This window comes from Pragia fontium (assembly GCF_900638655.1).
GTDB lineage: Bacteria > Pseudomonadota > Gammaproteobacteria > Enterobacterales > Enterobacteriaceae > Pragia > Pragia fontium.
The window spans coordinates 3,429,466-3,452,868 of the sequence record NZ_LR134531.1 but is presented as its reverse complement, the minus strand read 5'-3'; the positions used below and the strand labels follow the sequence as shown (position 1 = coordinate 3,452,868).

Here is a 23,403-nt window from a genome sequence, read left to right as displayed (position 1 = left end):
CTGACAATTGATAACGTTTTTCAGACAATCGCTTTTATCACTACGGAGAATCATGGCTGGAGCACAATGTGTTACCTCAACGCAATCTTACCCTGACAGTATTTTGTTTTTTCGCTGTGAAAACGTGAATTCTAATACTGAATTTGGACCCCATTTGCACGATTGGGGGCAAGTGATCTGCGTGAAGAGCGGAGTCTTTGCCCTTAATATCGGCGGTCAGCGTTTTTTAGCCCCTTCCGGCTTTGCTATCTGGATACCGGTAGGGATGGAACATTCTAGCTACAACCGTAAGCCTACTCGCTTTCGTTCGATTAATATTGATGCTCGTTTTTGTGGCTTAATGCCCCTTGAACCCTGCGTGTTGAATATGGACGCCGTATGTAGCGCCATTGTCGAATCATGCTTTGAGCGCGATGTAATGGTTCCCCAAACGCCGGCCGATCGCCGCTTGTGCCGCGTCTTGATCGATCAACTGTCGGTTGCACCGGTACAGCATACCTATTTACCTGGCAGTGATGACAAATTTCTGGCGCCGATTTTGCAGGCGCTGGAAGCCAATCCGTCGGATAACACCTCATTGGCTGACTGGGCCAAGCGAGTGTATACCACTGAACGCACGTTGGCACGCCGCTGTAGCCAAGAACTGGGTATGTCATTTGGTGAATGGCGTCAGCGATTACGTTTTTTGTACGGTATTTCTTTACTGGAACAGGGAAAAACCGTACAGGATGTTGCGCTGGAAGTCGGCTACAGTTCCGCTTCCGCGTTTATTGCGATGTTCCAGCATATTGCCGGAACCACGCCTGAACGTTATCGTAGAGGGTGATTAAGCCCCCAAGGCCTGAAAAGTTTTCCATTCATCCCACAGCAGCCATAGGGCAGTAATCGCCAGCGATCCCGCCATCACGCCATTAAACAGGCGTAAACGCCAACCGATTTGCAGGGTTTCCCTCAGGCGGTCGCCCATCAGTGCCCAGACGTAAACGCAGGGAAAACCAACCAGGGTAAACGATATCGACAGCAAGAGTGCATTGCTGGTAATGCTGGCGTCCTGAATGCTAAACAGGATAGCCGCGTTGACCAGCATTAGCCAGGCTTTGGGATTAACCCATTGAAACAGCATTGCGCCAATCAACGACATGGGATGGGCGTGGGATTTACCCTCTGGGCTACCCGCCAGCCATATTTTCCACGATAGCCATAATAAATAGGTACAGCCAAAGATGGCCAACGGCAGTCGAATAGCGGCGATATAACTTAGAATCGCGCTAAACGAGAAAGTAATACACAGGCACAGTACGCCACATCCCAGACAGATGCCGATCAAATGGGGCATCGTACGACGCAGACCAAAGTTAACCCCGGATGTAGCCAGCATCAGATTATTGGGGCCGGGAGTAATACTCATTACAATGATATAGCTGATTAGGGCCAAGTCTGGCATAGCGGTACCTGTATTTGTTGCGGATATTCACTGTATAGTAAATTTGATTTTAATCAGGTAACAGATACAGAAAACTGATATTTAAATGGATACAGTTGTGCTAGCGTAACGCTTATTCGAGGGCTCTGCTGGCGGTAGTCATCATGTTACATAACGATAATATCACGCTATATCAATCTATTGCCGAGAATATTGTTGATGCTCTTCAACGGGGGCATTTGCAGGTTGGTGATAAGCTACCGTCGGTAAGGCATCAAGCCCGCAGCCGTAATGTGAGTATCAATACGGTACTCTCTGCTTATCGACATTTGGAAGAACGCGGGTTGATTGAGGCGCGTCCGCAATCCGGTTACTACGTACGCTCGCGTTTGCCGACGGTGAGTCAAACGGTGATGCCGACATCGCCGGTATTGTTTCCCAAACTGGAAGTATTGGATTTAATCGATACGGTTTTTGCGGCTCAACAGAATCCGTTATTTACCGATATCTCTCTGGCCTGCCCGGTAGGCGGTGAATTCTATCCAGAAAAGAAGCTGGCGCGCATTCTGAATCAGTTAGTGCGTTCCCGACCGGAAATGCTGGGTACTTACAGTTTACCGCCCGGCAGTATACGTTTGCGCCAGCAAATTGCGCATCGGGCTTCTTCACTTGGCATGTCTCTGGATGCTGACGATATCATTCTGACTCACGGTTGTATGGAAGCGTTGCAACTTGCTCTGCGCGCCATCACTCAGCCCGGTGATTGTGTCGGGCTGGAGTCACCGACCTATTTTTATATGATTTCCCTGCTGGGATCGCTTGGGTTAAGGGCGGTAGAAATTCCAACCGATCCTCAACGGGGAATTTCGGTGGATGCCATAGAAACCCTGTTAAAAGATAACCAACTGAATGCGCTGTTGTTGATGCCCAGCGTGCAGAATCCATTGGGATGCAGTATGCCGGTTGCTGCCCGTCAACGGCTGGCACGGTTGCTCAATCAGTACCAGATTCCGTTGATTGAAGATGCGTTGTACGCTGAGCTGGTTTTTTCTGGAGACCCTTTACCGGCCGTGAAATCTTTTGATAAAGAGGGTTGGGTCATTTTCTGTACCAGTTTTACCAAAACGTTAGCGCCGGATTTTCGCATTGGTTGGATGACAGGAGGGCGTTTTGCAGAAAAACTGCGGCGAATGAAAACCTTGTCCTCGATGTCCGAGCCTGCGATTTTGGCCGAAACGTTGGGGCGATTTCTGGCGACGGGCAGCTACGATCAGCATCTACGTGGGTTGCGTAAACGTTATGCTCATCAAGTGCAGGAGGCCAGAGGGTTAATCGCCAAGTATTTTCCTGAAGGAACCCGGGCCACTCAGCCCGATGGCGGATTTGTAATTTGGGTAGAATTTCCACCGGGCGTAGACAGCGTTCAATTATTTCACCATGCATTGGCTGAACGCATCAGTCTGACACCGGGAACGTTATTTTCGCCCAGTGGCCGTTATGATAATGCCTTCCGTTTATCCTGTTGCTATTCATTTAATGAACGCTATATCACTGCGATAAAGCGGGTGGGAGAACTGGCCTGCGAGATGGCGGGGATAGCGCCACCTCTAGGTATTAGCCAGCCATAAACCGATAACCGACACCGATTTCAGTGAGTAAATGTTTAGGGCGAGCCGGATCTTGCTCTAACTTTTGCCGTAAATGTCCCATATAAATACGCAGATAGTGGCCGTGTTCAACGTTATTTGGCCCCCATACGCTGCTGAGGAGTTGGCGCTGGGTCAGAACTTTACCGCTATTAGCCAATAACTCCGATAATAAACGGAACTCAATGGGCGTCAGGTGTATCATCTCTTCACCGCGCATCACCTGACGATTAATCAGATCGACGCTAATATCGGCGAAGCGAATAACGGGTTCTTCCTGAGGCGAAGTCGATCGACGGCGCAGGGCAACACGCACTCGAGCCATTAACTCACTGACGCCGAAAGGTTTGACCAGATAGTCATCGGCACCGGCATCCAGCGCTTCAACCTTCACTTCCTCCGAGACTCTGGCGGATAACACGATAATCGGAATGGCGCTCCACTGACGCAGATCGCGGATAAAATCCAGACCGTCACCGTCTGGCAGGCCAAGATCGAGAATAATCAAATCAGGTTTACGGGTTGCGGCTTCAATCAAACCGCGTTGTACCGTATCGGTTTCAAACACGCGGCAGTTCTCACTTTCCAGCGCTGAGCGAACAAATCGCCTTATCTCTTTTTCATCTTCTACAATTAGAATAGCCGGAGAGAGTTGAGTCATGTTTCTTCCATACTGGTAATGATTTCAGGTTGAGTTTCTAACGGTAGCGTAAAATAGAAGTGGGCTCCGCCCTCTGGTCCATTTGCCGCTCTAATTGTTCCCCCGTGTAGATTAACGATAGCCTGACAGATGGCTAAGCCAAGTCCAATACCGTGAATGGGGGATTCTTTACTTCCTCTGGAAAATTTATCAAAGATAATCTTTTCCTGCCCCTGAATAATGCCCGCGCCGTTATCCCATATTTCTATTTCAATCAGCTTTTGTTTAGGTTTAGCTAAGGCTTTGATGCCAATTGTTGTTTGTGGGCCTGCGTATTTAGCTGCATTTTCCAGCAGGTTAAGCAGCACGCGTTCGATTAACGACGAGTCACAATTGATCAATGGTAGATCGGCCGGAACGTCGATAGCAAGCTGATGAGATTCAAGAATGTTATCCAGCGTGTGTAATGCGCTACCGACGATCTCTTCCAACGATTGCCACTCTTTTTTCAGGCTAAAACCGCCGGACTGAATACGCGCCATATCCAGTAGGTTATTCACCAATTGAGTGGTATTCAAGACATAGCGGCGAATTTTCTCTGCTTGTGAAAAGTAAGGTGAACCCTCGCTTTTCAGATTAACTGCCAGAATATCGGTTTGTCCCAATAAAACGGTTAACGGCGTGCGTAAATCATGGGACAACGCCGCCAGCAGTGAGTTACGTAACTGTTCCCGCTCAGTATCCAGCTTGGCTGCTTCGGCGGTTTGTGCCAGCAATAGACGTTCCAGGGCGTTGGAGATCAGGACGGTATAAGTTTGTAACAGACGTTGTTGCTCCGGCACCATCAATTGCCGCAGGCTGGTCGGTTCAATAGCTAAAACACCTAAGGTTCTATCCTGACTCACCAGCGGTTGAAGCTGATAAGGAACGCTGGGCAGCGTATCGGTACCGGAACCCGCTGGGGAACGCTTATCAAAACACCAACGGGAAATAGCGCCATCAACCAGAATGGATGACTGATTTTTGACTTTAATTTCCCGTAGGGTTCCACTCGCGTTGGGTAGCATCAGCGTACTTTTAGCGTTAAAGCTGCTGAAAATAAAGTACCCGCTGCTCTTGGCAATATCTTCTACCGTCAGAGCCTGACTGAGGACTTTGGACATTTCATACATATGACGGGCGCGCTGTTCACGCAATCGGGCGACTTTGGCCTGATAACGTACTCCGGCAGTCAGATTACCGATCACCAGACCGACGCTAAGCATGACACCAAAAGTGACAATATACTGCACATCGCTGACCGAGAATGACCAGCGCGGTAGAACGAAGAACAGGTCAAAGCTGGCAACGTTAATCACCGTAGCAAACGCCGATGGCCAGCGGCCATAAAATAGCGCAATGATCACCACCCCTAACAGGTAGATCATTACAATGTTCGCTAAATCGAACATCGGTAATTGCCAATGGGCAAGCAGCGTAATTAACGAACAAAGTAGGGTGGCCATCAGGCAACCATACAATTCCAGCCGCCATTTTTCGGTAATGGGGCGATTGTCGTTTTCTTTTACGTTAAGCGGTAGGGGAGTATCTTCAACGGCAATAATCACCAGATCGAGATCTGGCCCCAATTTCCCCAGACGATCGGCGAAACTGCCGCGCAGCTTCCAGCGTTGTTCACTGCGGCGACCAATCAGTATTTTGCCGAGATTGTGCTCTCTGGCGTAGCGTAATATTGCCCGTTCTTCACAAGGATCGGACAGCGTGGAGGTTTCTGCCCCCAGTTCCTGAGCCAGTTTTAAAGAGAGCAGAATGGCGCGGCGTTGATGTTTACTCATCTTATGCAGACGCGGGGTTTCAACATACACCGCATGCCAAACGCAGCCTAGTTTGGCGGCTAAACGCGCTGCGGCTCGTACCAGCTTATCGCTACCGGAATGACGACCAATGCATAACAGAATGGCATCACGGGTATGCCAGACGCGCTCTCCATCTCCGGTTTTCCGGAAGGCTTGCATCTGTTCATCGACTCGGTCGGCGGTACGTCGTAATGCCAGTTCCCGTAGCGCGATCAGGTTGCCTTTGCGGAAGAAGTTTTCAATTGCACGTTCTGCCTGACCGGAAATATACACTTTGCCTTCGTTCAAGCGTTGACGCAGGTCATCCGGTGGAATATCCACCAAAATAACGTCGGTAGCATCGTCGAAGATTCGATCGGGAATGGTTTCTCGCACGCGGATGCCGGTAATGCCGCCAACCACATCATTCAGGCTTTCCAGATGCTGAACGTTAACCGTGGTAAATACGTCAATGCCCGCATTGAGCAGCTCTTCCACATCATTCCAGCGCTTAGGGTGGCGGGAGCCACTGGCGTTGGTGTGGGCCAGTTCATCAATTAGAATAACGGCAGGATGCCGCGCAAGGGCGGCATCAATATCGAACTCTCTGACCTGATGGCTACGCATATTCACGCGTTTCAGGGGCAGGGTTTCCAAACCATCAAGCAGAGCCGCGGTTTCACTGCGGCCGTGGGTTTCAATCACGCCAGCTACAATGTCTAAGCCTTGAGCGCGTAAACGCTGGGCTTCTTGTAGCATGGCGTAGGTTTTCCCCACGCCAGCACAGGCGCCGAAAAAGACTTTCAGCTTACCTCTGGCCTCTTCATTGACCTGAGCCAGCAGTCGGTCTGGATCGGGTCGTTGGAGTTCATCGTCTGTCATGACCGTCCTTATTTTCTGCTCTGGGTTTCACTGTCCAGAGCCAGATTCAGCATCAAAACGTTGACCACCGGTGCGCCCAGAATATCGGCAGGTTGTTGAGTATTCTGTTCGATTAACTGGCGTACGGTTTCCAGTGGCAGATGCCGAGCCGCGGCGACGCGTTCAGCCTGATAAATGGCACCGTCCGGTGAAATATGCGGGTCGAGGCCACTTGCTGAGGCGGTAACCAGTTCCAGTGGAACAGCGCCAGTCGCGTTCGGATTCTCCGCGCGCAAATGTTGAACGTCCGCCTCGATTCGCTGTTTCAGCACGGGATTATTGCTCGACAGATTACTGCCGCCGGATGCTAACGCATTATAGGGCATTTGTGCCGTAACAGAAGGCCGCCCGTGGAAATAGTCTGCTCGGGTAAAGTTCTGGCCGATAAGCTGTGAACCGACCACGTTATCCTGCTGCATAATCAGTGAGCCTTGCGCTTTGCCGGGTAGAAAAGCCTGAGCCAGCCCGGTTACCGCCAGCGGATAAATCACGCCGGTTATCAAGGTCAGTAATATCAATAACACAATCGAAGGTCGTAAATAGTTCATGATTGAGTGTCCGATTAAAATCCTGTTGGGTTATTTAATATAGGGTTATGACAAACCGAGCAACGTCAGCAGCACGTCAATCAGCTTGATGCCAATAAACGGCACCAATAGGCCACCCAGTCCATAAATCCACAGATTGCGTCGCAGCAGAGCGGCAGCGGACATGGCGGTATAGCTCACGCCCTTCAATGCCAGCGGAATCAGGAACACGATAATCAACGCGTTAAAGATAACTGCCGATAAAATCGCCGAAGTCGGAGATGTCAACTGCATCACGTTGAGCGCATTAAGCTGTGGGTAGGTGGCAGCAAAGGCGGCCGGGATAATGGCAAAATATTTCGCCACATCGTTAGAGATACTGAAGGTGGTTAATGAACCGCGCGTCATCAGCATCTGTTTACCGATATGCACCACTTCAATCAGTTTGGTGGGGTTAGAATCCAGATCCACCATATTACCTGCTTCTTTCGCCGCTTGGGTTCCGGAGTTCATGGCTACGGCAACGTCGGCCTGTGCCAGTGCTGGCGCATCGTTGGTTCCGTCGCCGGTCATGGCCACCAGTCGTCCTTCAGACTGATACTGACGAATCAGCGCCAGTTTGGCCTCCGGTGTTGCTTCCGACAGGAAATCATCCACGCCGGCCTCGGCGGCAATGGCTCCGGCGGTCAAATGGTTATCGCCGGTGATCATTACGGTTTTGATGCCCATTAGTCGTAGTTGGGCGAAGCGTTCTTTAATACCGCCTTTAACAATATCTTTGAGTGCCACAACGCCTAAAACTTTCAGATTATCTGCGACGACCAGAGGCGTACCGCCGGTGCGGGCTACCCCTTCAACCAGGACATTAATTTCTGGCGGAAACGTTATCCCGTTAGATTCCATATAATTACGGATAGCGTCTACCGCACCTTTACGGATTTTTCGACCATGAATGTTAACGCCGCTCATTCGGGTCTGGGCTGAGAACGGAATAAAGGAGGCTTCCAGCGCATGAATATCTCGTTCACGCAGGTTAAAACGCTGCTTAGCCAGCACCACAATACTACGGCCTTCCGGCGTTTCGTCGGCCAGAGAAGAGAGTTGAGCGGCATCTGCCAGCTCGGTTTCACTGACGCCGGGAGCCGGTAGAAACTCGGACGCCTGACGGTTACCAAGGGTAATGGTACCGGTTTTGTCCAACAGCAGAACATCAACATCCCCGGCGGCTTCCACGGCGCGACCGCTGGTGGCGATCACGTTTGCCCCCAACATCCGGCTCATACCGGCGACGCCGATAGCGGAGAGCAGACCGCCAATGGTGGTGGGTATCAGACAAACCAGCAGCGCAACTAGCGTAGTGATGCTAACGGCGGTACCGGACTTACCCGCTTCAACGCTGAAAATCGAGAAGGGAAAAATGGTGGCGGTTGCCAGCAGGAAGACAATGGTTAACGCTACCAGCAGAATGGTTAAAGCCACTTCGTTCGGTGTCTTACGACGTTTAGCGCCTTCAACCATGGCAATCATTCTATCGAGAAAGGTTTCTCCCTGATTAACGGTACTTTGAATAATCAACCAGTCTGACAGAATACGCGTACCTCCGGTTACTGAGGAGAAGTCGCCACCCGCTTCACGGATTACTGGCGCTGACTCACCGGTAATGGCGCTTTCATCCACCGATGCGCCACCTTCGATGATCTCACCGTCACAGGGGATGGTATCCCCGGCTTTAACCAGCACGATATCGCCTTTTTGCAGGTTCTCAGAGGTCACAGTTTCGGACGGTGAATCAAGGCGTGCTTCAGCCAGTTTGGTTGCCCAACTGGTCTTTTTCACGCCTTTCAGGCTTTCCGCCTGCGCTTTGCTGCGGCCTTCAGCCAGTGCTTCGGCAAAGTTGGCGAATAACACCGTGAACCAAAGCCAGAGGGCGATACTTCCGGTAAACAGAGCGCCGCCGTCGGTTTTGCCGAACAGGATGGCCAGCCAGATTACCGTAGTGATAATGCTGCCCAGATAAACAACAAACATAACCGGATTGCGCCACTGCACGCGCGGGTCCAGTTTTTTAAAGGCTTCTTTCAACGATGTACGCATCAGTTTAGGTTCAAACAGTGCACTTTGTTTACGGGTCATTTGGGATATCTCTTTTGTTTTTTACCGGAACATTCAGAACTGTAAATGTTCTGCAATCGGGCCAAGCGCCAGTGCTGGAACAAAGGTCAGGGCGCCGACCAGTAAAATTGTGCCGATCAGCAGGCCAATAAACAGCGGGCCATGCGTAGGTAACGTGCCGTTACCGGCAGGTTGGTGTTTCTTAGCTGCGAGTGAACCGGCAATGGCTAACACCGGTAGAATCACGCCGAAACGGCCAAGAAACATCGCCAGCGCCAGCATCAGGTTGTAGAACGGCGTATTCACGCTTAAGCCAGCGAATGCGCTACCGTTGTTATTTGCAGCGGATGAGAAGGCATACAGCACTTCAGAAAAACCGTGGGCGCCGGGGTTGAGAATGCCGCTTCTGCCTGCATCGGTGCTAATAGCCAAAGCCGTGCCTAGCAGTACCAATGTCGGCGTGACCAGAATGGCTAACGCGGTCATTTTGATTTCATACACTTCGATTTTTTTGCCCAGATATTCAGGACTACGGCCAATCATCTGTCCGGCAATAAATACCGTTAGTAAAACAAACAGCAACATACCGTAAAGGCCGGAGCCAACGCCGCCAAACACCACTTCGCCAATCTGCATTAACCACATTGGCACCATGCCACCTAACGCGGTGAAGGAATCATGCATGGCGTTAACCGCACCGCAGGAAGCCGCCGTTGTCACTACGGCATACAGTGAAGAGGCGATAATGCCAAAGCGACTCTCTTTACCTTCCATATTGCTATGGCCGTTCAGGCTAAGCTGAGTCAGAAAGTCAGGTCCGTTGAGTTCGGCATAGATAACGACAATCACCGCAACAATAAAGATCAGCACCATCGCCCATAACAACGCGTTGCCCTGACGACTATCGCCGACGGCTCTACCAAAGGCCATGCAGAGCGCACAAGGGATAAGGAAGATGGCGAGCATTTGCACCATATTACTGAGTGCGGTTGGGTTTTCGAACGGATGGGATGAGTTGGCGCCAAAGAAGCCACCGCCGTTGGTTCCTAGCAGTTTAATCGCTTCCTGAGACGCTACAGGCCCCATCGGCAGCACTTGTTGTGCACCTTCCAGTGAGGTCAGATGAATATAAGGACTTACGTTTTGCAGCACGCCCTGACTGACAAAAAACAGTGCCAGTACCAGCGCCAGCGGCAGCAGGATATAAAGGGTAATGCGGGTGAGGTCTACCCAGGCGTTACCGATGGTTTGGGAAGAATGACGACTGAACGCCCGGATAAAGGCGAACACCACCGCGATGCCGGTCGCAGCAGACAGGAAGTTCTGTACCGTTAATCCAACCATTTGGCTAAAGTAGCTTAGGGTTGTTTCACCGCTATAGGCTTGCCAGTTAGTATTGGTGACAAAGCTAACGGCGGTATTGAGCGCCAGATCCCAAGACATATTTGGCATATGTTCCGGGTTTAAAGGTAGCCAAGCCTGAGTCATTAGCAGGGTAAATAGCAACACTAATCCGCACAGGTTAAAGATGATAATCGCTAGCCCATACTGATATTTGTTCATCTCCCTAGGCTTAACGGCGCTACAACGCCAGAGCCTTTTTTCCATTTGCATCAGGCTGCGCGCCGGTTCACCGTCAATTAACTGCACCAGTAACCGACTTAATGGTAACGACAGAATAAACAACACCGCCAGAAAAACGGCAATGGTGATAAACAACGTGGCGGTCATTAGAAATCCTCCGCATTAAACAGGGCATAAACTAAATACCCCAATAACAGGATAACGAATAACACACCGAGAATGATGCTGATACTCATAGCTTTTTCCTGAAGGTTATTTTTAGATATATCAATATTAGAAGGGTTAATGCAAAAATGTTGATAAAAGAGGGCTGAAAGGTGTAAAAAAAGTATAAAAATCGTGAGGATCAGGTTGAAAGTCGGTCATTTAAAATGATATCTGCATTGCTATTGATGAGATATTTATCTTGCCGTTATTCCTATTTCAAAAAATAAATTATTTTATTATTTGTTTTGATAAGGGGGATTAATTTCAGATAATTATCTTTTTAATTTAACTGATTATTAATTAATAGTTTTGACATTATATCAAAATAGTCTTTGCGATAAGTTGACTGGAAAATATATTTTATTTAGCGTGTTTTGAGCCCGCGGGATAGTTTAGGTCGTACACTAGGTGCAAACACCATCAACACCGTTATTAGGTATTTACCCCCTATCAAGAGTTGATATAGTAACCAGGCTCACTGTATGCCGGTTTCAATATTGAAAGATAATTTGATACAACGTCATATGAGGTTTCGATTTTTGTTTCATACTGATAGCTACTCTGTTGTTCTGATAAAAGGTTAGGTTGATGCTAAGAAGAATATCTTGGGGATTGGGCATACTGTCGCTGTTGGTTCCTGTCGCCCTGTATGCATGGCAATGGTCACAGCATCAGAAATTAATGGCCTCCGGTCTGAGCAGTGATGATTTAGGCTGGATGCTTAGCGTATTGCTGGTTGATGTCTTTTTAGCCGGTGTAATCGCCTTTTTTGCCGTAATTTTGAACGCGCTTTCACTGTATCGTTTGCCGCAAGGCGTTGAGTTTAATCCGGTGATGCGAATTTTTGAGATGCTGCTGCTGGCGCTGCCGTTGCTGGCATGTCTGTTTTTTGCCGGCGTTTCGATGATGCACTAAGATCGCTTGAATCAAGAGCACGCTGGTCATTTTCCCCGACTTGCGTGCCATCAATTTTTCCTTCTCTGATAGAAATCTACTAAAATCTAACGATAACAGTTGAAATCGAGGGGTATAAGCTCAGATAATCGTTTGCCTCATCAATCTGAAGCAAACTTACCCCCTTCTGAGGACATCATTAATGTCGAATGCAAACGATCGGAATATAAATGCTACCGGTCAGAATGGAACGTTAGATCGCTATTTCAAAATCTCTGCCCGTGGCAGTAGCGTACGGCAGGAAATTCTGGCTGGATTAACCACTTTTCTGGCAATGGTGTATTCCATTGTTGTTGTGCCGAGTTTGCTGGGTCAGGCTGGATTCCCGGTCGAAACCGTATTCGTTGCCACCTGTATTGTGGCTGGTCTGGGTTCTATTGCCATGGGGCTATGGGCAAACCTGCCTATGGCGGTGGGCTGTGCCATTTCATTAACGGCGTTTACGGCATTTAGTCTGGTCTTGGGACAGGGGCTGAGTATTCCGGTGGTGCTGGGCGCGGTATTCGTTATGGGTGCACTGTTTACCCTGATTTCGGCTACCGGCATTCGGGCATGGATACTGCGTAATATTCCGATTGGTATTGCACACGGTACCGGTATTGGTATTGGGCTATTTTTGCTGATGATTGCCACCAGCGGTATTGGCGCGGTGGTGAAAAATCCGGGAGCGGGTTTACCGGTTCAGTTTGGTGACTTTACCTCGTTTCCCGTGATGATAGCCTTTATCGGTTTGGCAATGATCATTGGTTTGGAAAAGCTAAAAGTTCCCGGCGGAATTTTGCTGGTGATTGTGGCGATATCAGCGCTCGGCTTAATTTTCGATCCGCAGGTTACCTATACCGGCATGAGTTCAATGCCAACGCTGGTGGCAAAAGATGGTACCTCGTTGATCTTCAGTTTGGATATTATGGGGGCGCTTCAACTGGCGGTGCTGCCTAGCATTTTGGCCCTGGTTATGACGGCGGTGTTTGACGCAACCGGTACAATTCGTGCTGTTGCCGGGCAGGCTAACTTACTGGATAAAGAAGGCCAGATTATTAACGGTGGTCGTGCGCTAACCACTGACTCCGTTAGCAGTATGGTCTCCGGTTTGGTCGGGGCATCGCCGGCGGCGGTGTATATTGAGTCTGCGGCGGGAACTGCCGCTGGTGGACGTACCGGTTTGACTGCGCTGGTTGTGGGGGTGTTATTCCTGCTGCTGCTGTTTTTCTCACCGTTAGCCGGTTTGGTTCCTGCTTATGCGACCGCTCCAGCCCTGATGTATGTTGGTTTGCTGATGTTGAGTAACGTATCGCGTCTGGATTTTGATGATTTTGTTGATGCCATGTCGGGTCTGATCTGCGCGGTATTCATTGTGTTAACCGGTAATATCGTGACCGGCATCATGCTGGGTTTTGCCTCGTTGGTTATTGGGCGTATTTGCTCTGGTGAATGGCGTAAGCTGAATATTAGCGTCGTTCTGATTGCAGTAGCACTGGTTACTTTCTATGTCGGTGGCTGGGCTATTTAAGTCGTTCCGTTGAATATCTCTTTTCTGGCCTTATGGTGTTAACCGTAAGGTCAGAAGCCTATCCCTTCCTCCCTCCCTTATTTTCTTGGTTTTCTATTGGTTTCAAGAATGTGTATTAAAAGGCACTTTTTAGTTTTAGCTAAAAAACGGATGATGCTATTTTATAGTTGCACGTGATTCGGCGGCCGAGGCCGCTTTTGCCCTGCATCATGAGGAGTCTGATGAATCTATGGAAATATTTTTTACCATTCTTATTTTAATCTTAGTGGTTTCACTTTCGGGGGTAGTTACCCGAATGTTACCTTTCCAGATTCCCCTACCGTTGATGCAAATTGCCTGTGGAGCCCTGTTGGCTTGGCCAACATTTGGACTACACGTTAACTTTGATCCTGAACTGTTTTTGGTGCTGTTTATTCCGCCACTGCTGTTTGCCGATGGTTGGCGAACGCCACTGCGCGAATTTTTACATCATGGTCGTGAGATATTAGGTCTGGCGCTGGTGTTAGTGGTACTCACCATAGTTGGGGTTGGTTATCTGATTCATCTGATTATCCCGAGTATTCCTTTGGTTGCCGCTTTTGCACTGGCTGCGGTGCTGTCGCCTACCGATGCCGTGGCACTGGGTGGGATCGTTGGCGAAGGCAAAATACCTAAGTCCATTATGGGGGTGCTGGAAGGGGAGGCGTTGATGAATGATGCTTCCGGTCTGGTTTCTCTTAAGCTGGCGGTGGCGGTAGCCATGGGAACCATGGAGTTTACCGTTTATGGGGCCTCTATCGATTTCCTTATCGTCGCTGTGGGGGGCGTATTGTCCGGTATTGTGGTGACCTGGTTATACAGTAAATCATTGCGCGCATTTAGCCGTTGGAGTGGTGATGATCCGGCGACGCAAATTGTGTTGATGATGCTGTTACCTTTTGCCTCTTATCTGATCGCCGAACATTTAGGGGTTTCCGGCATCTTAGCCGCGGTTGCTGCCGGTATGACCATTAGCCAGTCCGGGGTTATTCGCAATGCGCCATTAACCATGAGATTACGAGCAAACAGCGTCTGGTCGATGCTGGAGTTCGTGTTTAACGGTATGGTGTTTATTATGTTGGGGCTGCAACTGCCGGATATTATTTCTGCTTCGATTCTTCAGGCGGAAAGCGATCCTACCGTTGAGATTCAGTATCTGTTTCTTGATATCGTCTGGATCTATTTTGCCTTGATGTTTATGCGTTTTGGCTGGATTTGGTTGATGAAAACCTTTAGCAATCGCTTCTTGAAGAAACACCCTCTGTTGTTTGGCACCTATACGGTACGCGGTATGTTTATTGCTACTTTCGCTGGGGTGCGTGGTGCGATAACGCTGGCGGGTGTGCTGTCTATTCCATTGTTGTTGAGTAGTGGATTACCTTTTCCCAGCCGTTATCAGTTAGTGTTTTTGGCAACCGGCGTTATTTTATTCTCTTTGATCATGGGGGTTATCATCTTACCTCTCTTGTTGAGAGGATTGGTTATTTCTGACAGGGCAACGCTGGATGAAGAGATGCGCGTTGCCTGGGCATCTATGGCAGAAGTGGGCATCGTTAGCTTGGAGAAGCTACGTGATCGCATTGAAGCCAGCAGTGAAGAGAATGTCGACCCTCAGCTCCTTACCGAGGTTAGTTCGCGCATTATCGGTACATTGCGCAAGCGTACCTATATTAATGATGAACGAGCCAGAGCATTGGAAGATGAGCATCTTGAACGGCGTTTCCGGTTAACTGCTTTAAGGGCTGAACGGGGTGAGCTATATCACTTGAGGGCGACGCGAAAAATCAGTAATGAAACCCTACAGAAAGTGCTGTATGACCTGGACTTGATGGAAACGTTATTGATAGATAAAAGTCATTAATTGTTCTTAACAAAGGTTCCCTGAAAAGCGGAACCTTTTTATTGAATAAGATATATATATTACATTTATTGTTATTTGCGGAACTTATTTTTTATTAGGCTGCATTTAAATTAATCTAAGTAATATTAATTTATTTATAAATATTATTTTAATTTGGCTTATTTATTTGCCGGGTTTGGTTTGCTATTTGCTGTGTTTCTATAGGGTTATTTATTATTTAAGGACTAATTTATATATTTCAGCTTGTCTGATTCCGATTGACTTAATTAGTATATGCATAGGGATACTCTACTAGTTTAATAAGAAAGGAAAAACTGTGAATATCGATTTTACTGATTATTTGATTTCTGCCGTTCATTATAGCCATTCTGGGGGGTGTATTGAACGGGTCTATGTTCATGAGAATCAGGATGGTCACGTCGGTGATTATACCGCTGTTTCTCCTCAGTGGGTGGTGCAGATGATCAATCTTGGCTATACCTTTTCTACCATATCTCAGTCAGAAGATGGTGGATGGATTAAGGGACGAAACGTTATTGTTGATAATGTGGATGGCGTTGATTGTATTAAAATCTAATCTTCTTTCGATGGCGATAACTATTTTGTTATTTTATCTGACATTGGTCATGATTCACACGCTGTTAGGCAACAAGGCTAATCATCAATAAAAAGCGCCAGAGGGAATCCACTGGCGCTTTTCAAGAATCAGAAATTTAACTGATTAACTATCAGTTCATGCCGTATTTTTTCAGCTTCTTGCGCAGAGTTCCACGGTTGATACCCATCATGGTTGCTGCACGGGTTTGGTTACCGCGAGTGTACTGCATAACCATATCCAACAGAGGTTGTTCAACTTCAGCCAATACCAGTTCATAAAGATCGTTCACGTCTTGACCGTTAAGTTGAGCAAAGTAGTTCTTTAATGCTTGTTTAACCGAGTCACGTAAAGGCTTTTGAGTGACCTGGTCTTGTGAATTTACGGTGGCGACTGTTAGTACGTCAGAATTTACGCGTTGTTCGAACATAGTTCTGTTAGCTCTTCTATCTGTTTAGGCAAAATTTCAAAATATGCCCCCAACGCTTCCAGCTGTTCGCTGGCATCCTCTATTGCGTTGAAGGTGCGCCGAAACTGGTCATTTGGGGCATGTTCCTGAAGGTACCAGGATACGTGCTTACGTGCGATGCGGAGTCCTTTGCCTTGACCGTAAAAGTCATGCAACTCTCTCACATGTTCGGTTAACAAGCGTTCCACTTCAGCCAACGGCATCGATGGTAACAGCTCCCCAGTGTCCAGATAATGCTGGATTTCCCGGAAGATCCAAGGTCTTCCCTGAGCGGCCCGGCCTATCATTAGAGCATCAGCTCCAGTATAGTCCAAAACTGCTCTGGCTTTATGCGGGTCAGTGATATCCCCGTTAGCGATAACCGGGATATCGACGTTCTGTTTAACTAACCGAATGCTGTCGTATTCTGCTTCGCCATTAAATAAACAGTGCCGAGTGCGGCCATGTATCGTAATAGCTTGAATACCACTGCGTTCAGCCAGTTGAGCAATCTCAACACAGTTGCGGTGTTCCGGATCCCAGCCGGTTCGAGTCTTTAAGGTCACAGGAACATCAACGGCGTTCACTACGGCTTTAAGAATCTTTTCAACCAGTTCCGGATGCTGCAACAACGCAGATCCTGCCAGCTTGCGGTTAACTTTTTTGGCCGGGCAGCCCATATTGATATCAATAAGCTGTGCACCGTTTTCCACATTGATGCGCGCCGCTGCCGCCATATCATCTGGATCGCATCCAGCGATTTGAACGGCCCGAATACCGAGCTCATCAAGGTGTACCATGCGCAATCTTGACTTATCGGTCCGCCAAACTTCCGGATTGGAAGACAGCATCTCCGAGACGGTCATACCCGCACCCATCGCATAACACATCGTTCTAAAAGGGCGATCTGTGATCCCCGCCATTGGAGCGGCAATTAAACGATTTGTTAGTTGAAGGTTACCAATGCGCATTGACAACAAAAGACCATATATGTCTGCAAGGGCGCGTATATTACGCATTTTTTGAAGCAGATGAAAGGCCAAACTTTGAACAATCCGCGACTAAAATCAAAGAAATAAAAATGTTGTGGTGAAAGTTGAGTTATTTTCAATACTTTACAATAAGTTACCGTTTTCATAGCCCAAGGGGATTTTTATAAAATTTCAGTGTTAATCTGTAAATAATCACGTGGGAAGGGATGATTTGCCTGTTTGGTAGGGGTTATATCGCTCAGTGGGTGACAATATGGTCACTTGTTGCAGGGGCAAAAGGTAAGCGTGGTGGTGGTTTTTAGTGGAATGACAGAATGGCTCAGCTTATCGATTCTGTCCTATCCATCGCACTCATATTGCAATATTAATATCGTCATCCCCGCGAAAGCGCTGAGGAATCCCCAGAAAAATAAACATGAATTCTTAACTATGATTTATATTGTCATTCCCACATTTATACCGTCATCCCCGCGAAAGCGGGGATCTCGTTCTTAAGCCAAGCGTTGTCGTTAAGCGAAAACATTAGATTCCGGTTTTCACCGGAATGACGAAGGGGGGAATGCGATCATATTCTGACTGAGTCACTAATAAGTGGAACAAATCGCTCACAAAATACCCACTTTAATCCTTTGAATCCCCAACGAAAAAATTTGTGGGGATCTCGTACTAAGGCCAAGAATTACCATAAAGCTAAAACTCAAATTCCATTTTTCACCAGAATGACAAAAATGCTTCAGCTTATTTCTTGATACCAGTGATGCGGCACCATTCTTCTTTTTCAGCAATCGGATCGAGCTGGAATTGAGCCTGATAAGCCTGGGCAACCCCTTCCGCCTGCGTTGCCAGAACGCCAGACAGGCCTAAATGACCACCTGCCTTTGGTAACAGGCCGATAATCGGGGCGAGTTCTTTTAACGGCCCGGCAAGGATGTTAGCGACGACCACATCAGCCTGGAGATCCTGAGGCTGGTCTTTAGACAGATAAAGGGATAAACGCTCGGATACGTCGTTACGCTCGGCATTATCGCGGCTGGCCAGAATCGCTTGTGGATCAATATCAATACCAATGGCTTTGGCTGCCCCGAGTTTTAGCGCGGCAATGGCTAAAATACCGGAGCCGCAGCCGAAGTCGATAACGGTTTTTCCTGCCAGATCGAGGCTATCCAGCCATTGGAGACACAGGGCCGTTGTTGGATGGGTTCCGGTACCAAAGGCCAGACCGGGATCCAGCATCACATTAACCGCATTCTCATCGGGCACTGGACGCCAGCTTGGGCAAATCCACAGGCGCTCACCAAAACGCATCGGATGGAAATTGTCCATCCATTCACGTTCCCAGTCTTTGTCTTCCAACTGTTCAATTTTGTGGGTAAAACCACTTCCCAGCAGCGGGTTGTGTTCCAGCATAGCAACCACTTGCTTCATATCGGTTTCGGCATCGTACAGGCCAATAACGTCAGTATCGCCCCATAGTCGAGTTTCTCCCGGTAATGGTTCGAAAACAGGGACATCGTGAGTGTCCTGAAAGGTTACCGAAACCGAACCGCTTTCTACCAGTGCATCACCGAGTTCTTCGGCCTTATCGCCGGTGGTATTTAATTTCAGTTGTATCCAAGGCATAGTAATTCTCTTTATGGGATCGATGGGTTATCCCATGATTCTATTTAACAGATATGGCCGGTTCGGCCTGCATACGTTCACCCATTTTATTGCCTAACAGGAAGGCAATAATCCCCAGGCTCAGAGCCGGTACAATCGGGTGTAAATCAAAAATCTGGATATGGAAGCTTGCCAGTATGGCATAGCAGACGGCGCCGGAGACCATAGAGCATAGGGCACCACTGGCATTGGCGCGATCCCAATATAAACCCAGCACCAATGGCCATAAGAATACTGCCTCTAGCCCGCCAAAAGCTAACAGGTTCCACCAGATGATCATTTCCGGCGGACGCCATGCCGCTAAAATCAGCAGAATACCCAGTATAAAGGTGACCGAGCTGGAAATGCGTGCCAGTCGGCGCTCATTGCTGATTTGCTCTGGCTTTAGACTGAGGTAGAGGTCTTTAATTAACGTTGCCGATGACTGCAACAGCTGAGCATTGATAGTCGACATTATTGCGGCTAACGGTGCCGCAAGGAAAATGCCAGCGGCAACCGGTGGCAGCACTTTGATCATTAACGTCGGGATAACCTGATCGGGAATAGTCAGGTCCGGTATAATGGCTCGCCCCAGAGCGCCAGCAAGATGCATGCTAAACATCAGGATAGCCACGACAATGGTGCCAATAATAATCCCGCGGTGTACCGCTTTGCTGTCTTTATAGGCAATACAGCGCACGGCGGTATGCGGCAGACCGATAACGCCAAAGCAGACCAGAATCCAGAACGAGGCCATAAACGGTAGGGAAAGGAAATCATCGGCACCGGTGGCTGACAGGAGCTTAGGATCAATCTGTTGTAGTTTATCTACCGCAGAACCTAATCCTCCGGCGGCATAAATCACTGCGACCAACAGTAAAATTGCGCCAATCAGCATTACCAGCCCTTGTAGCGCATCATTGAGCACGCTGGCTCGGAAGCCGCCAAAAGCAGTATAAAGGGCAATGGTTACACCAAAAATCAGTAAGCCAACATCGTAGGGAATACCAGCAGCGGTTTCTAACAGGCGAGCTCCGCCGATAAACTGTACGGTCATCGCACCGATAAAGGCCAGCAACAGGCTGATACTGGCAAACCACACCAGCGTTTTGCTTTTATAGCGGGCATACAGCACATCATTTAGGGTAACGGCATTGTAGCGTCGGGCCAGAATGGCAAACTTTTTACCTAAAACGCCCAATGACAACCAGACCGCCGGCAGTTGAATCATCGCCAGCAATACCCAGCCGAGGCCGTATTTGTATGCGGCGCCGGGGCCACCGATAAATGAGCTGGCGCTGATATAAGTAGCCGTGAGGGTCATTGCGAGAATAAAACCACCCATAGAGCGGTCGCCAAGGAAATAATCATTGAGAAAATTACCCTTCTGGCGTTTGGTATAGGCATAAATGGACAGGCCAAAAACTAACAGTAAATAGGCGATCAGCGGCAAAATAATATCAATTTGCATTGCTATTATCCTCAAGAGGAATGTCGCGGAACACCAGACGTACCATTAGCCAGCATAAAAGAATAAATACCAGTGGAACCAGCAGACAGGCCATTTCAAACCAGTGCGGGAGTCCCGTAATACCCTGCTGAGAGTCCGGCAAATAGGCGGCCAGCGTCCAGACGATTAAATAGGCGATAGTCAACCCTAAAGCCCAGAGCGCCTCTTTATGGGCCTGATGAAAACGAGGATCCATGATGTACTCCGTCACCGTTGTCTTATAAGCATATTCAATGAGAGATATCGGCCAAAGTGTAGGATTGTACGGAAACAGATAAGTTTGCCTAGGAATTTTTTGTGTTGTGCCGGGATATCATGGGTATTTGTATTTTTAATCGCCATGCTTACTTATTGAATGAAATCATTTAGTGCAGTTTATGTTTATAAAAAAGGCCGATAACTTGTTATCGGCCTGATTATTTATTGGTTTTAGCGAGCAATTACTTCTCGTGAATACCTAACATTTTTTCCAGATAATGGATGTTAGTACCACCTTTCTCAAAACCACGGTCGTTCATAATGCGTAGCTGTAGGCTAACGTTGGTTTTAATACCATCGATAATCAGTTCATCCAGCGCATTTTTCATGCGGGAGATTGCCACTTCACGAGTTTCACCGTAAGCGATCAGTTTACCGATCATGGAATCATAATATGGTGGCACGCTATAGCCAGCATAAATATGAGATTCCCAGCGAATACCGAAACCGCCTGGCGCGTGGAAACGGGTAATCTTGCCCGGAGAAGGCAGGAAGTTATCCGGATCTTCTGCGTTGATACGGCATTCAATCGCGTGACCATGAACCTGAATATCTTTTTGTTTAACAGACAGTTTCTGACCATCAGCAACGCGCAGCTGCTCTTTAATCAGGTCAACGCCGGTAATCATTTCTGTTACCGGATGCTCTACCTGAATACGGGTGTTCATTTCGATAAAATAGAACTCGCCGTTTTCATACAGGAACTCGAACGTACCTGCACCACGGTAGCCAATTTCTACGCAGGCTTTAGTACAACGCTCACCGATATTACGACGTAATTCTTCAGTAATGCCTGGTGCTGGCGCTTCTTCAACCACTTTCTGGTGGCGGCGCTGCATAGAGCAATCACGCTCTGCCAGATAAACGGCATTGCCCTGACCATCAGCCATAATCTGAATTTCGATGTGGCGTGGATTCTCCAGGAATTTCTCCATGTAGACCATGTCGTTGTTGAAAGCAGCTTTCGCTTCCGCACGGGTCATAACAATGGATTCTTCCAGATCTTTGTCGTTGCGCACTACGCGCATACCACGACCGCCGCCGCCGCCGGAGGCTTTGATAATGACCGGATAACCAATTCGCTTAGCCAGCTCGCGGTTTCTTGCCATATCATCATCCAGCGAACCATCGGAACCTGGTACGCATGGTACGCCAGCTTTCTTCATCGCGTGGATAGCGGAGACTTTATCACCCATGATACGGATGGTCTCGGCTTTCGGGCCAATAAAGACGAAGCCTGAGCGTTCAACCTGTTCAGCGAAGTCAGCATTCTCTGCCAAGAAGCCGTATCCCGGGTGAATAGCGTCTGCACCGGTGATTTCGGCCGCCGCGATCAATGCCGGAATATTCAAGTAACTTTTGACTGACTGAGCAGGGCCGATACATACAGTTTCATCTGCCAGCAGTACGTGTTTTAAATCGCGGTCTGCGCTGGAGTGAACCGCGACAGTTTTAATTCCCAGCTCTTTACAAGCGCGTAGGATACGTAACGCGATTTCACCGCGGTTAGCGATAACAACTTTTTCTATTTTGTCCATTTTTTTAGACATAGCTCGCCTCGTTATTCAATGATGACAAGCGGCTCGTCAAATTCTACCGGTTGACCGCTTTCTAACAGGATAGCTTTAACCACACCTGATTTATCCGCTTCGATTTGGTTCATCATTTTCATTGCTTCAACGATACATAAGGTATCGCCAACGGTGACGGTTTGTCCCACTTCAATAAACGGTTTTGCATCAGGGCTTGGCGTACGGTAGAACGTACCAACCATTGGTGAGCGCACAATATGACCGCTGATGGCAGCTGGTGCAGCTTCAACCGGTGCAGCAGCTACCGGAGCTGGCTGCGCCATAGGTGCCTGTGGCAGGGCATATTGTTGCATTGGTGCTGCGTAGCTACCTGCTACCGGACCGCGACTGATACGTACTGACTCTTCGCCTTCTGAAATTTCCAGCTCATTGATACCAGATTCTTCAACCAGTTCGATCAGTTTTTTAATTTTACGAATATCCATAGGTGTGATTCCGTATTTCTCTTGTTTAGATGGAAAAAAGGTTATTGCAGTCGGCGAGCCGCCGCTTGCAAAGCAAAGTCATAACCGTCGGCACCAAGACCACAAATGACGCCCACTGCAATATCAGACAGATAAGAGTGGTGTCTAAAGGGCTCACGGGCATGGACGTTAGACAGGTGGATTTCAATAAAAGGTATATTGACGGCCAACAGCGCATCCCTAATCGCCACACTGGTGTGGGTAAACGCTGCCGGATTAATCAGGATAAAATCAACCGAGCCGCGTGCTTGATGAATAGCATCAATAATAGCGTGCTCTGCGTTGGATTGCAGGTGAGAAAACTCAAAACCTAAACGCTGGGTCTCTTGTTCCAGTTTTTTCACGATGTCAGTCAACGTGGTATAACCATATTTTTCAGGCTCCCGGGTTCCCAGAAGGTTCAGGTTAGGCCCATTTAACAGCAAAATATGCGTTTTTTTCGACATTGTGCTGACATCTCCAACAATAAAACAGTAATCGCTAAAAATAACCTGATGTTGCCCAATTGTCACCTTTCTTCTGGTGAAATTGCACGATAGGCTGATTTTAAAGTGCGACATTATATCTATTTCGCCGAAATTAACAGCTGTTTACTGGTCTTATCAGCGAAGATAGTTTAACCGTTTCGCGGAAAGCCTTGTTGCATCAGTTGTTGGCGAACAAAAAAT

Annotated in this window: 21 protein-coding genes; 6 read left to right on the top strand and 15 right to left on the bottom strand. The window is 48.2% G+C overall.

Annotation, left to right across the window (positions count from 1 at the left end; all coding sequences use genetic code 11):
• Positions 1–52 precede the first annotated feature (52 nt).
• Positions 53–826 carry an AraC family transcriptional regulator gene (locus tag EL341_RS14930; RefSeq protein WP_074821560.1) on the top strand — a complete coding sequence of 258 codons (774 nt, stop codon included), beginning with the start codon at positions 53–55 and terminating at the stop codon, positions 824–826.
• On the opposite strand, the gene EL341_RS14925 is transcribed toward EL341_RS14930, so the two are convergent.
• Positions 827–1,444 (bottom strand): LysE family translocator, encoded by a 618-nt coding sequence (locus EL341_RS14925; RefSeq protein ID WP_074821563.1) that lies wholly within the window; start codon positions 1,442–1,444, stop codon positions 827–829.
• A 143-nt stretch (positions 1,445–1,587) separates the two neighbouring features.
• Between EL341_RS14925 and EL341_RS14920 the strand changes: the two genes are divergently transcribed.
• Complete coding sequence (locus EL341_RS14920) at positions 1,588–3,051, top strand: aminotransferase-like domain-containing protein (protein WP_074821566.1); 1,464 nt, start codon at positions 1,588–1,590, stop codon at positions 3,049–3,051.
• On the opposite strand, the gene kdpE is transcribed toward EL341_RS14920, so the two are convergent.
• From kdpE to EL341_RS14890, 6 genes are read right to left on the bottom strand one after another with little or no spacing between them, the layout of a single operon-like run.
• Positions 3,038–3,730 (bottom strand): two-component system response regulator KdpE, encoded by a 693-nt coding sequence (kdpE, locus tag EL341_RS14915; protein WP_074821570.1) that lies wholly within the window; start codon positions 3,728–3,730, stop codon positions 3,038–3,040. The two genes, EL341_RS14920 and kdpE, sit on opposite strands and share 14 nt — an antisense overlap.
• Positions 3,727–6,426, bottom strand: a complete 2,700-nt coding sequence (gene kdpD / locus EL341_RS14910) for a two-component system sensor histidine kinase KdpD (RefSeq protein WP_074821572.1) — start codon at positions 6,424–6,426, stop codon at positions 3,727–3,729. The genes kdpE and kdpD overlap by 4 nt, the downstream gene beginning before the upstream one ends.
• A gap of 8 nt (positions 6,427–6,434) precedes the next feature.
• A complete protein-coding gene (gene kdpC, locus EL341_RS14905; RefSeq protein WP_074821573.1) occupies positions 6,435–7,013 on the bottom strand; it encodes a potassium-transporting ATPase subunit KdpC in 579 nt (192 codons plus the stop codon).
• Positions 7,014–7,058: 45 nt separating this feature from the next.
• Positions 7,059–9,125: a potassium-transporting ATPase subunit KdpB gene (kdpB, locus tag EL341_RS14900; RefSeq protein WP_074821574.1), complete on the bottom strand. Its 2,067-nt coding sequence runs from the start codon at positions 9,123–9,125 to the stop codon at positions 7,059–7,061.
• Positions 9,126–9,158: 33 nt separating this feature from the next.
• Complete coding sequence (kdpA, locus tag EL341_RS14895; protein WP_074821577.1) at positions 9,159–10,835, bottom strand: potassium-transporting ATPase subunit KdpA; 1,677 nt, start codon at positions 10,833–10,835, stop codon at positions 9,159–9,161.
• Positions 10,835–10,924: a K(+)-transporting ATPase subunit F gene (locus EL341_RS14890; protein WP_047782033.1), complete on the bottom strand. Its 90-nt coding sequence runs from the start codon at positions 10,922–10,924 to the stop codon at positions 10,835–10,837. Before EL341_RS14890 ends, kdpA begins: the two co-directional genes overlap by 1 nt.
• Before the next feature lie 559 nt (positions 10,925–11,483).
• Here EL341_RS14890 and EL341_RS14885 point away from each other — a divergent pair.
• The 4 genes from EL341_RS14885 to EL341_RS14870 all read left to right on the top strand — a co-directional run bounded on the left by EL341_RS14885 (position 11,484) and on the right by EL341_RS14870 (position 15,815).
• Positions 11,484–11,810, top strand: coding sequence for a hypothetical protein (locus EL341_RS14885; RefSeq protein WP_083399644.1), 327 nt, complete (start codon positions 11,484–11,486; stop codon positions 11,808–11,810).
• A gap of 181 nt (positions 11,811–11,991) precedes the next feature.
• On the top strand, positions 11,992–13,359 hold the full coding sequence (locus EL341_RS14880; RefSeq protein WP_047782031.1) for an NCS2 family permease: 1,368 nt from the start codon (positions 11,992–11,994) through the stop codon (positions 13,357–13,359).
• A 229-nt stretch (positions 13,360–13,588) separates the two neighbouring features.
• Positions 13,589–15,238, top strand: a complete 1,650-nt coding sequence (locus EL341_RS14875; RefSeq protein WP_047782030.1) for a Na+/H+ antiporter — start codon at positions 13,589–13,591, stop codon at positions 15,236–15,238.
• Between the two features lie 316 nt (positions 15,239–15,554).
• Positions 15,555–15,815, top strand: coding sequence for a hypothetical protein (locus EL341_RS14870; RefSeq protein ID WP_047782029.1), 261 nt, complete (start codon positions 15,555–15,557; stop codon positions 15,813–15,815).
• 151 nt (positions 15,816–15,966) lie between these two features.
• On the opposite strand, the gene fis is transcribed toward EL341_RS14870, so the two are convergent.
• The 8 genes from fis to aroQ form a co-directional block, all read right to left on the bottom strand.
• On the bottom strand, positions 15,967–16,263 hold the full coding sequence (fis, locus tag EL341_RS14865) for a DNA-binding transcriptional regulator Fis (RefSeq protein WP_029096993.1): 297 nt from the start codon (positions 16,261–16,263) through the stop codon (positions 15,967–15,969).
• Entirely contained in the window at positions 16,245–17,252 is a 1,008-nt protein-coding gene (gene dusB, locus EL341_RS14860; protein ID WP_047782028.1) for a tRNA dihydrouridine synthase DusB, read from the bottom strand. Before dusB ends, fis begins: the two co-directional genes overlap by 19 nt.
• 759 nt (positions 17,253–18,011) lie before the next feature.
• Entirely contained in the window at positions 18,012–18,893 is an 882-nt protein-coding gene (prmA, locus tag EL341_RS14855; RefSeq protein WP_074821583.1) for a 50S ribosomal protein L11 methyltransferase, read from the bottom strand.
• A gap of 40 nt (positions 18,894–18,933) precedes the next feature.
• Positions 18,934–20,382, bottom strand: a complete 1,449-nt coding sequence (gene panF / locus EL341_RS14850; RefSeq protein WP_047782026.1) for a sodium/pantothenate symporter — start codon at positions 20,380–20,382, stop codon at positions 18,934–18,936.
• Positions 20,372–20,617, bottom strand: coding sequence for a YhdT family protein (locus EL341_RS14845; RefSeq protein WP_047782025.1), 246 nt, complete (start codon positions 20,615–20,617; stop codon positions 20,372–20,374). The genes panF and EL341_RS14845 overlap by 11 nt, the downstream gene beginning before the upstream one ends.
• A 244-nt stretch (positions 20,618–20,861) precedes the next feature.
• Positions 20,862–22,217 carry an acetyl-CoA carboxylase biotin carboxylase subunit gene (gene accC, locus EL341_RS14840; RefSeq protein WP_047782787.1) on the bottom strand — a complete coding sequence of 452 codons (1,356 nt, stop codon included), beginning with the start codon at positions 22,215–22,217 and terminating at the stop codon, positions 20,862–20,864.
• A 23-nt stretch (positions 22,218–22,240) separates the two neighbouring features.
• Positions 22,241–22,696 carry an acetyl-CoA carboxylase biotin carboxyl carrier protein gene (accB, locus tag EL341_RS14835; protein WP_047782024.1) on the bottom strand — a complete coding sequence of 152 codons (456 nt, stop codon included), beginning with the start codon at positions 22,694–22,696 and terminating at the stop codon, positions 22,241–22,243.
• A 41-nt stretch (positions 22,697–22,737) separates the two neighbouring features.
• Positions 22,738–23,181 (bottom strand): type II 3-dehydroquinate dehydratase, encoded by a 444-nt coding sequence (gene aroQ, locus EL341_RS14830; protein ID WP_047782023.1) that lies wholly within the window; start codon positions 23,179–23,181, stop codon positions 22,738–22,740.
• Positions 23,182–23,403: the final 222 nt, after the last annotated feature.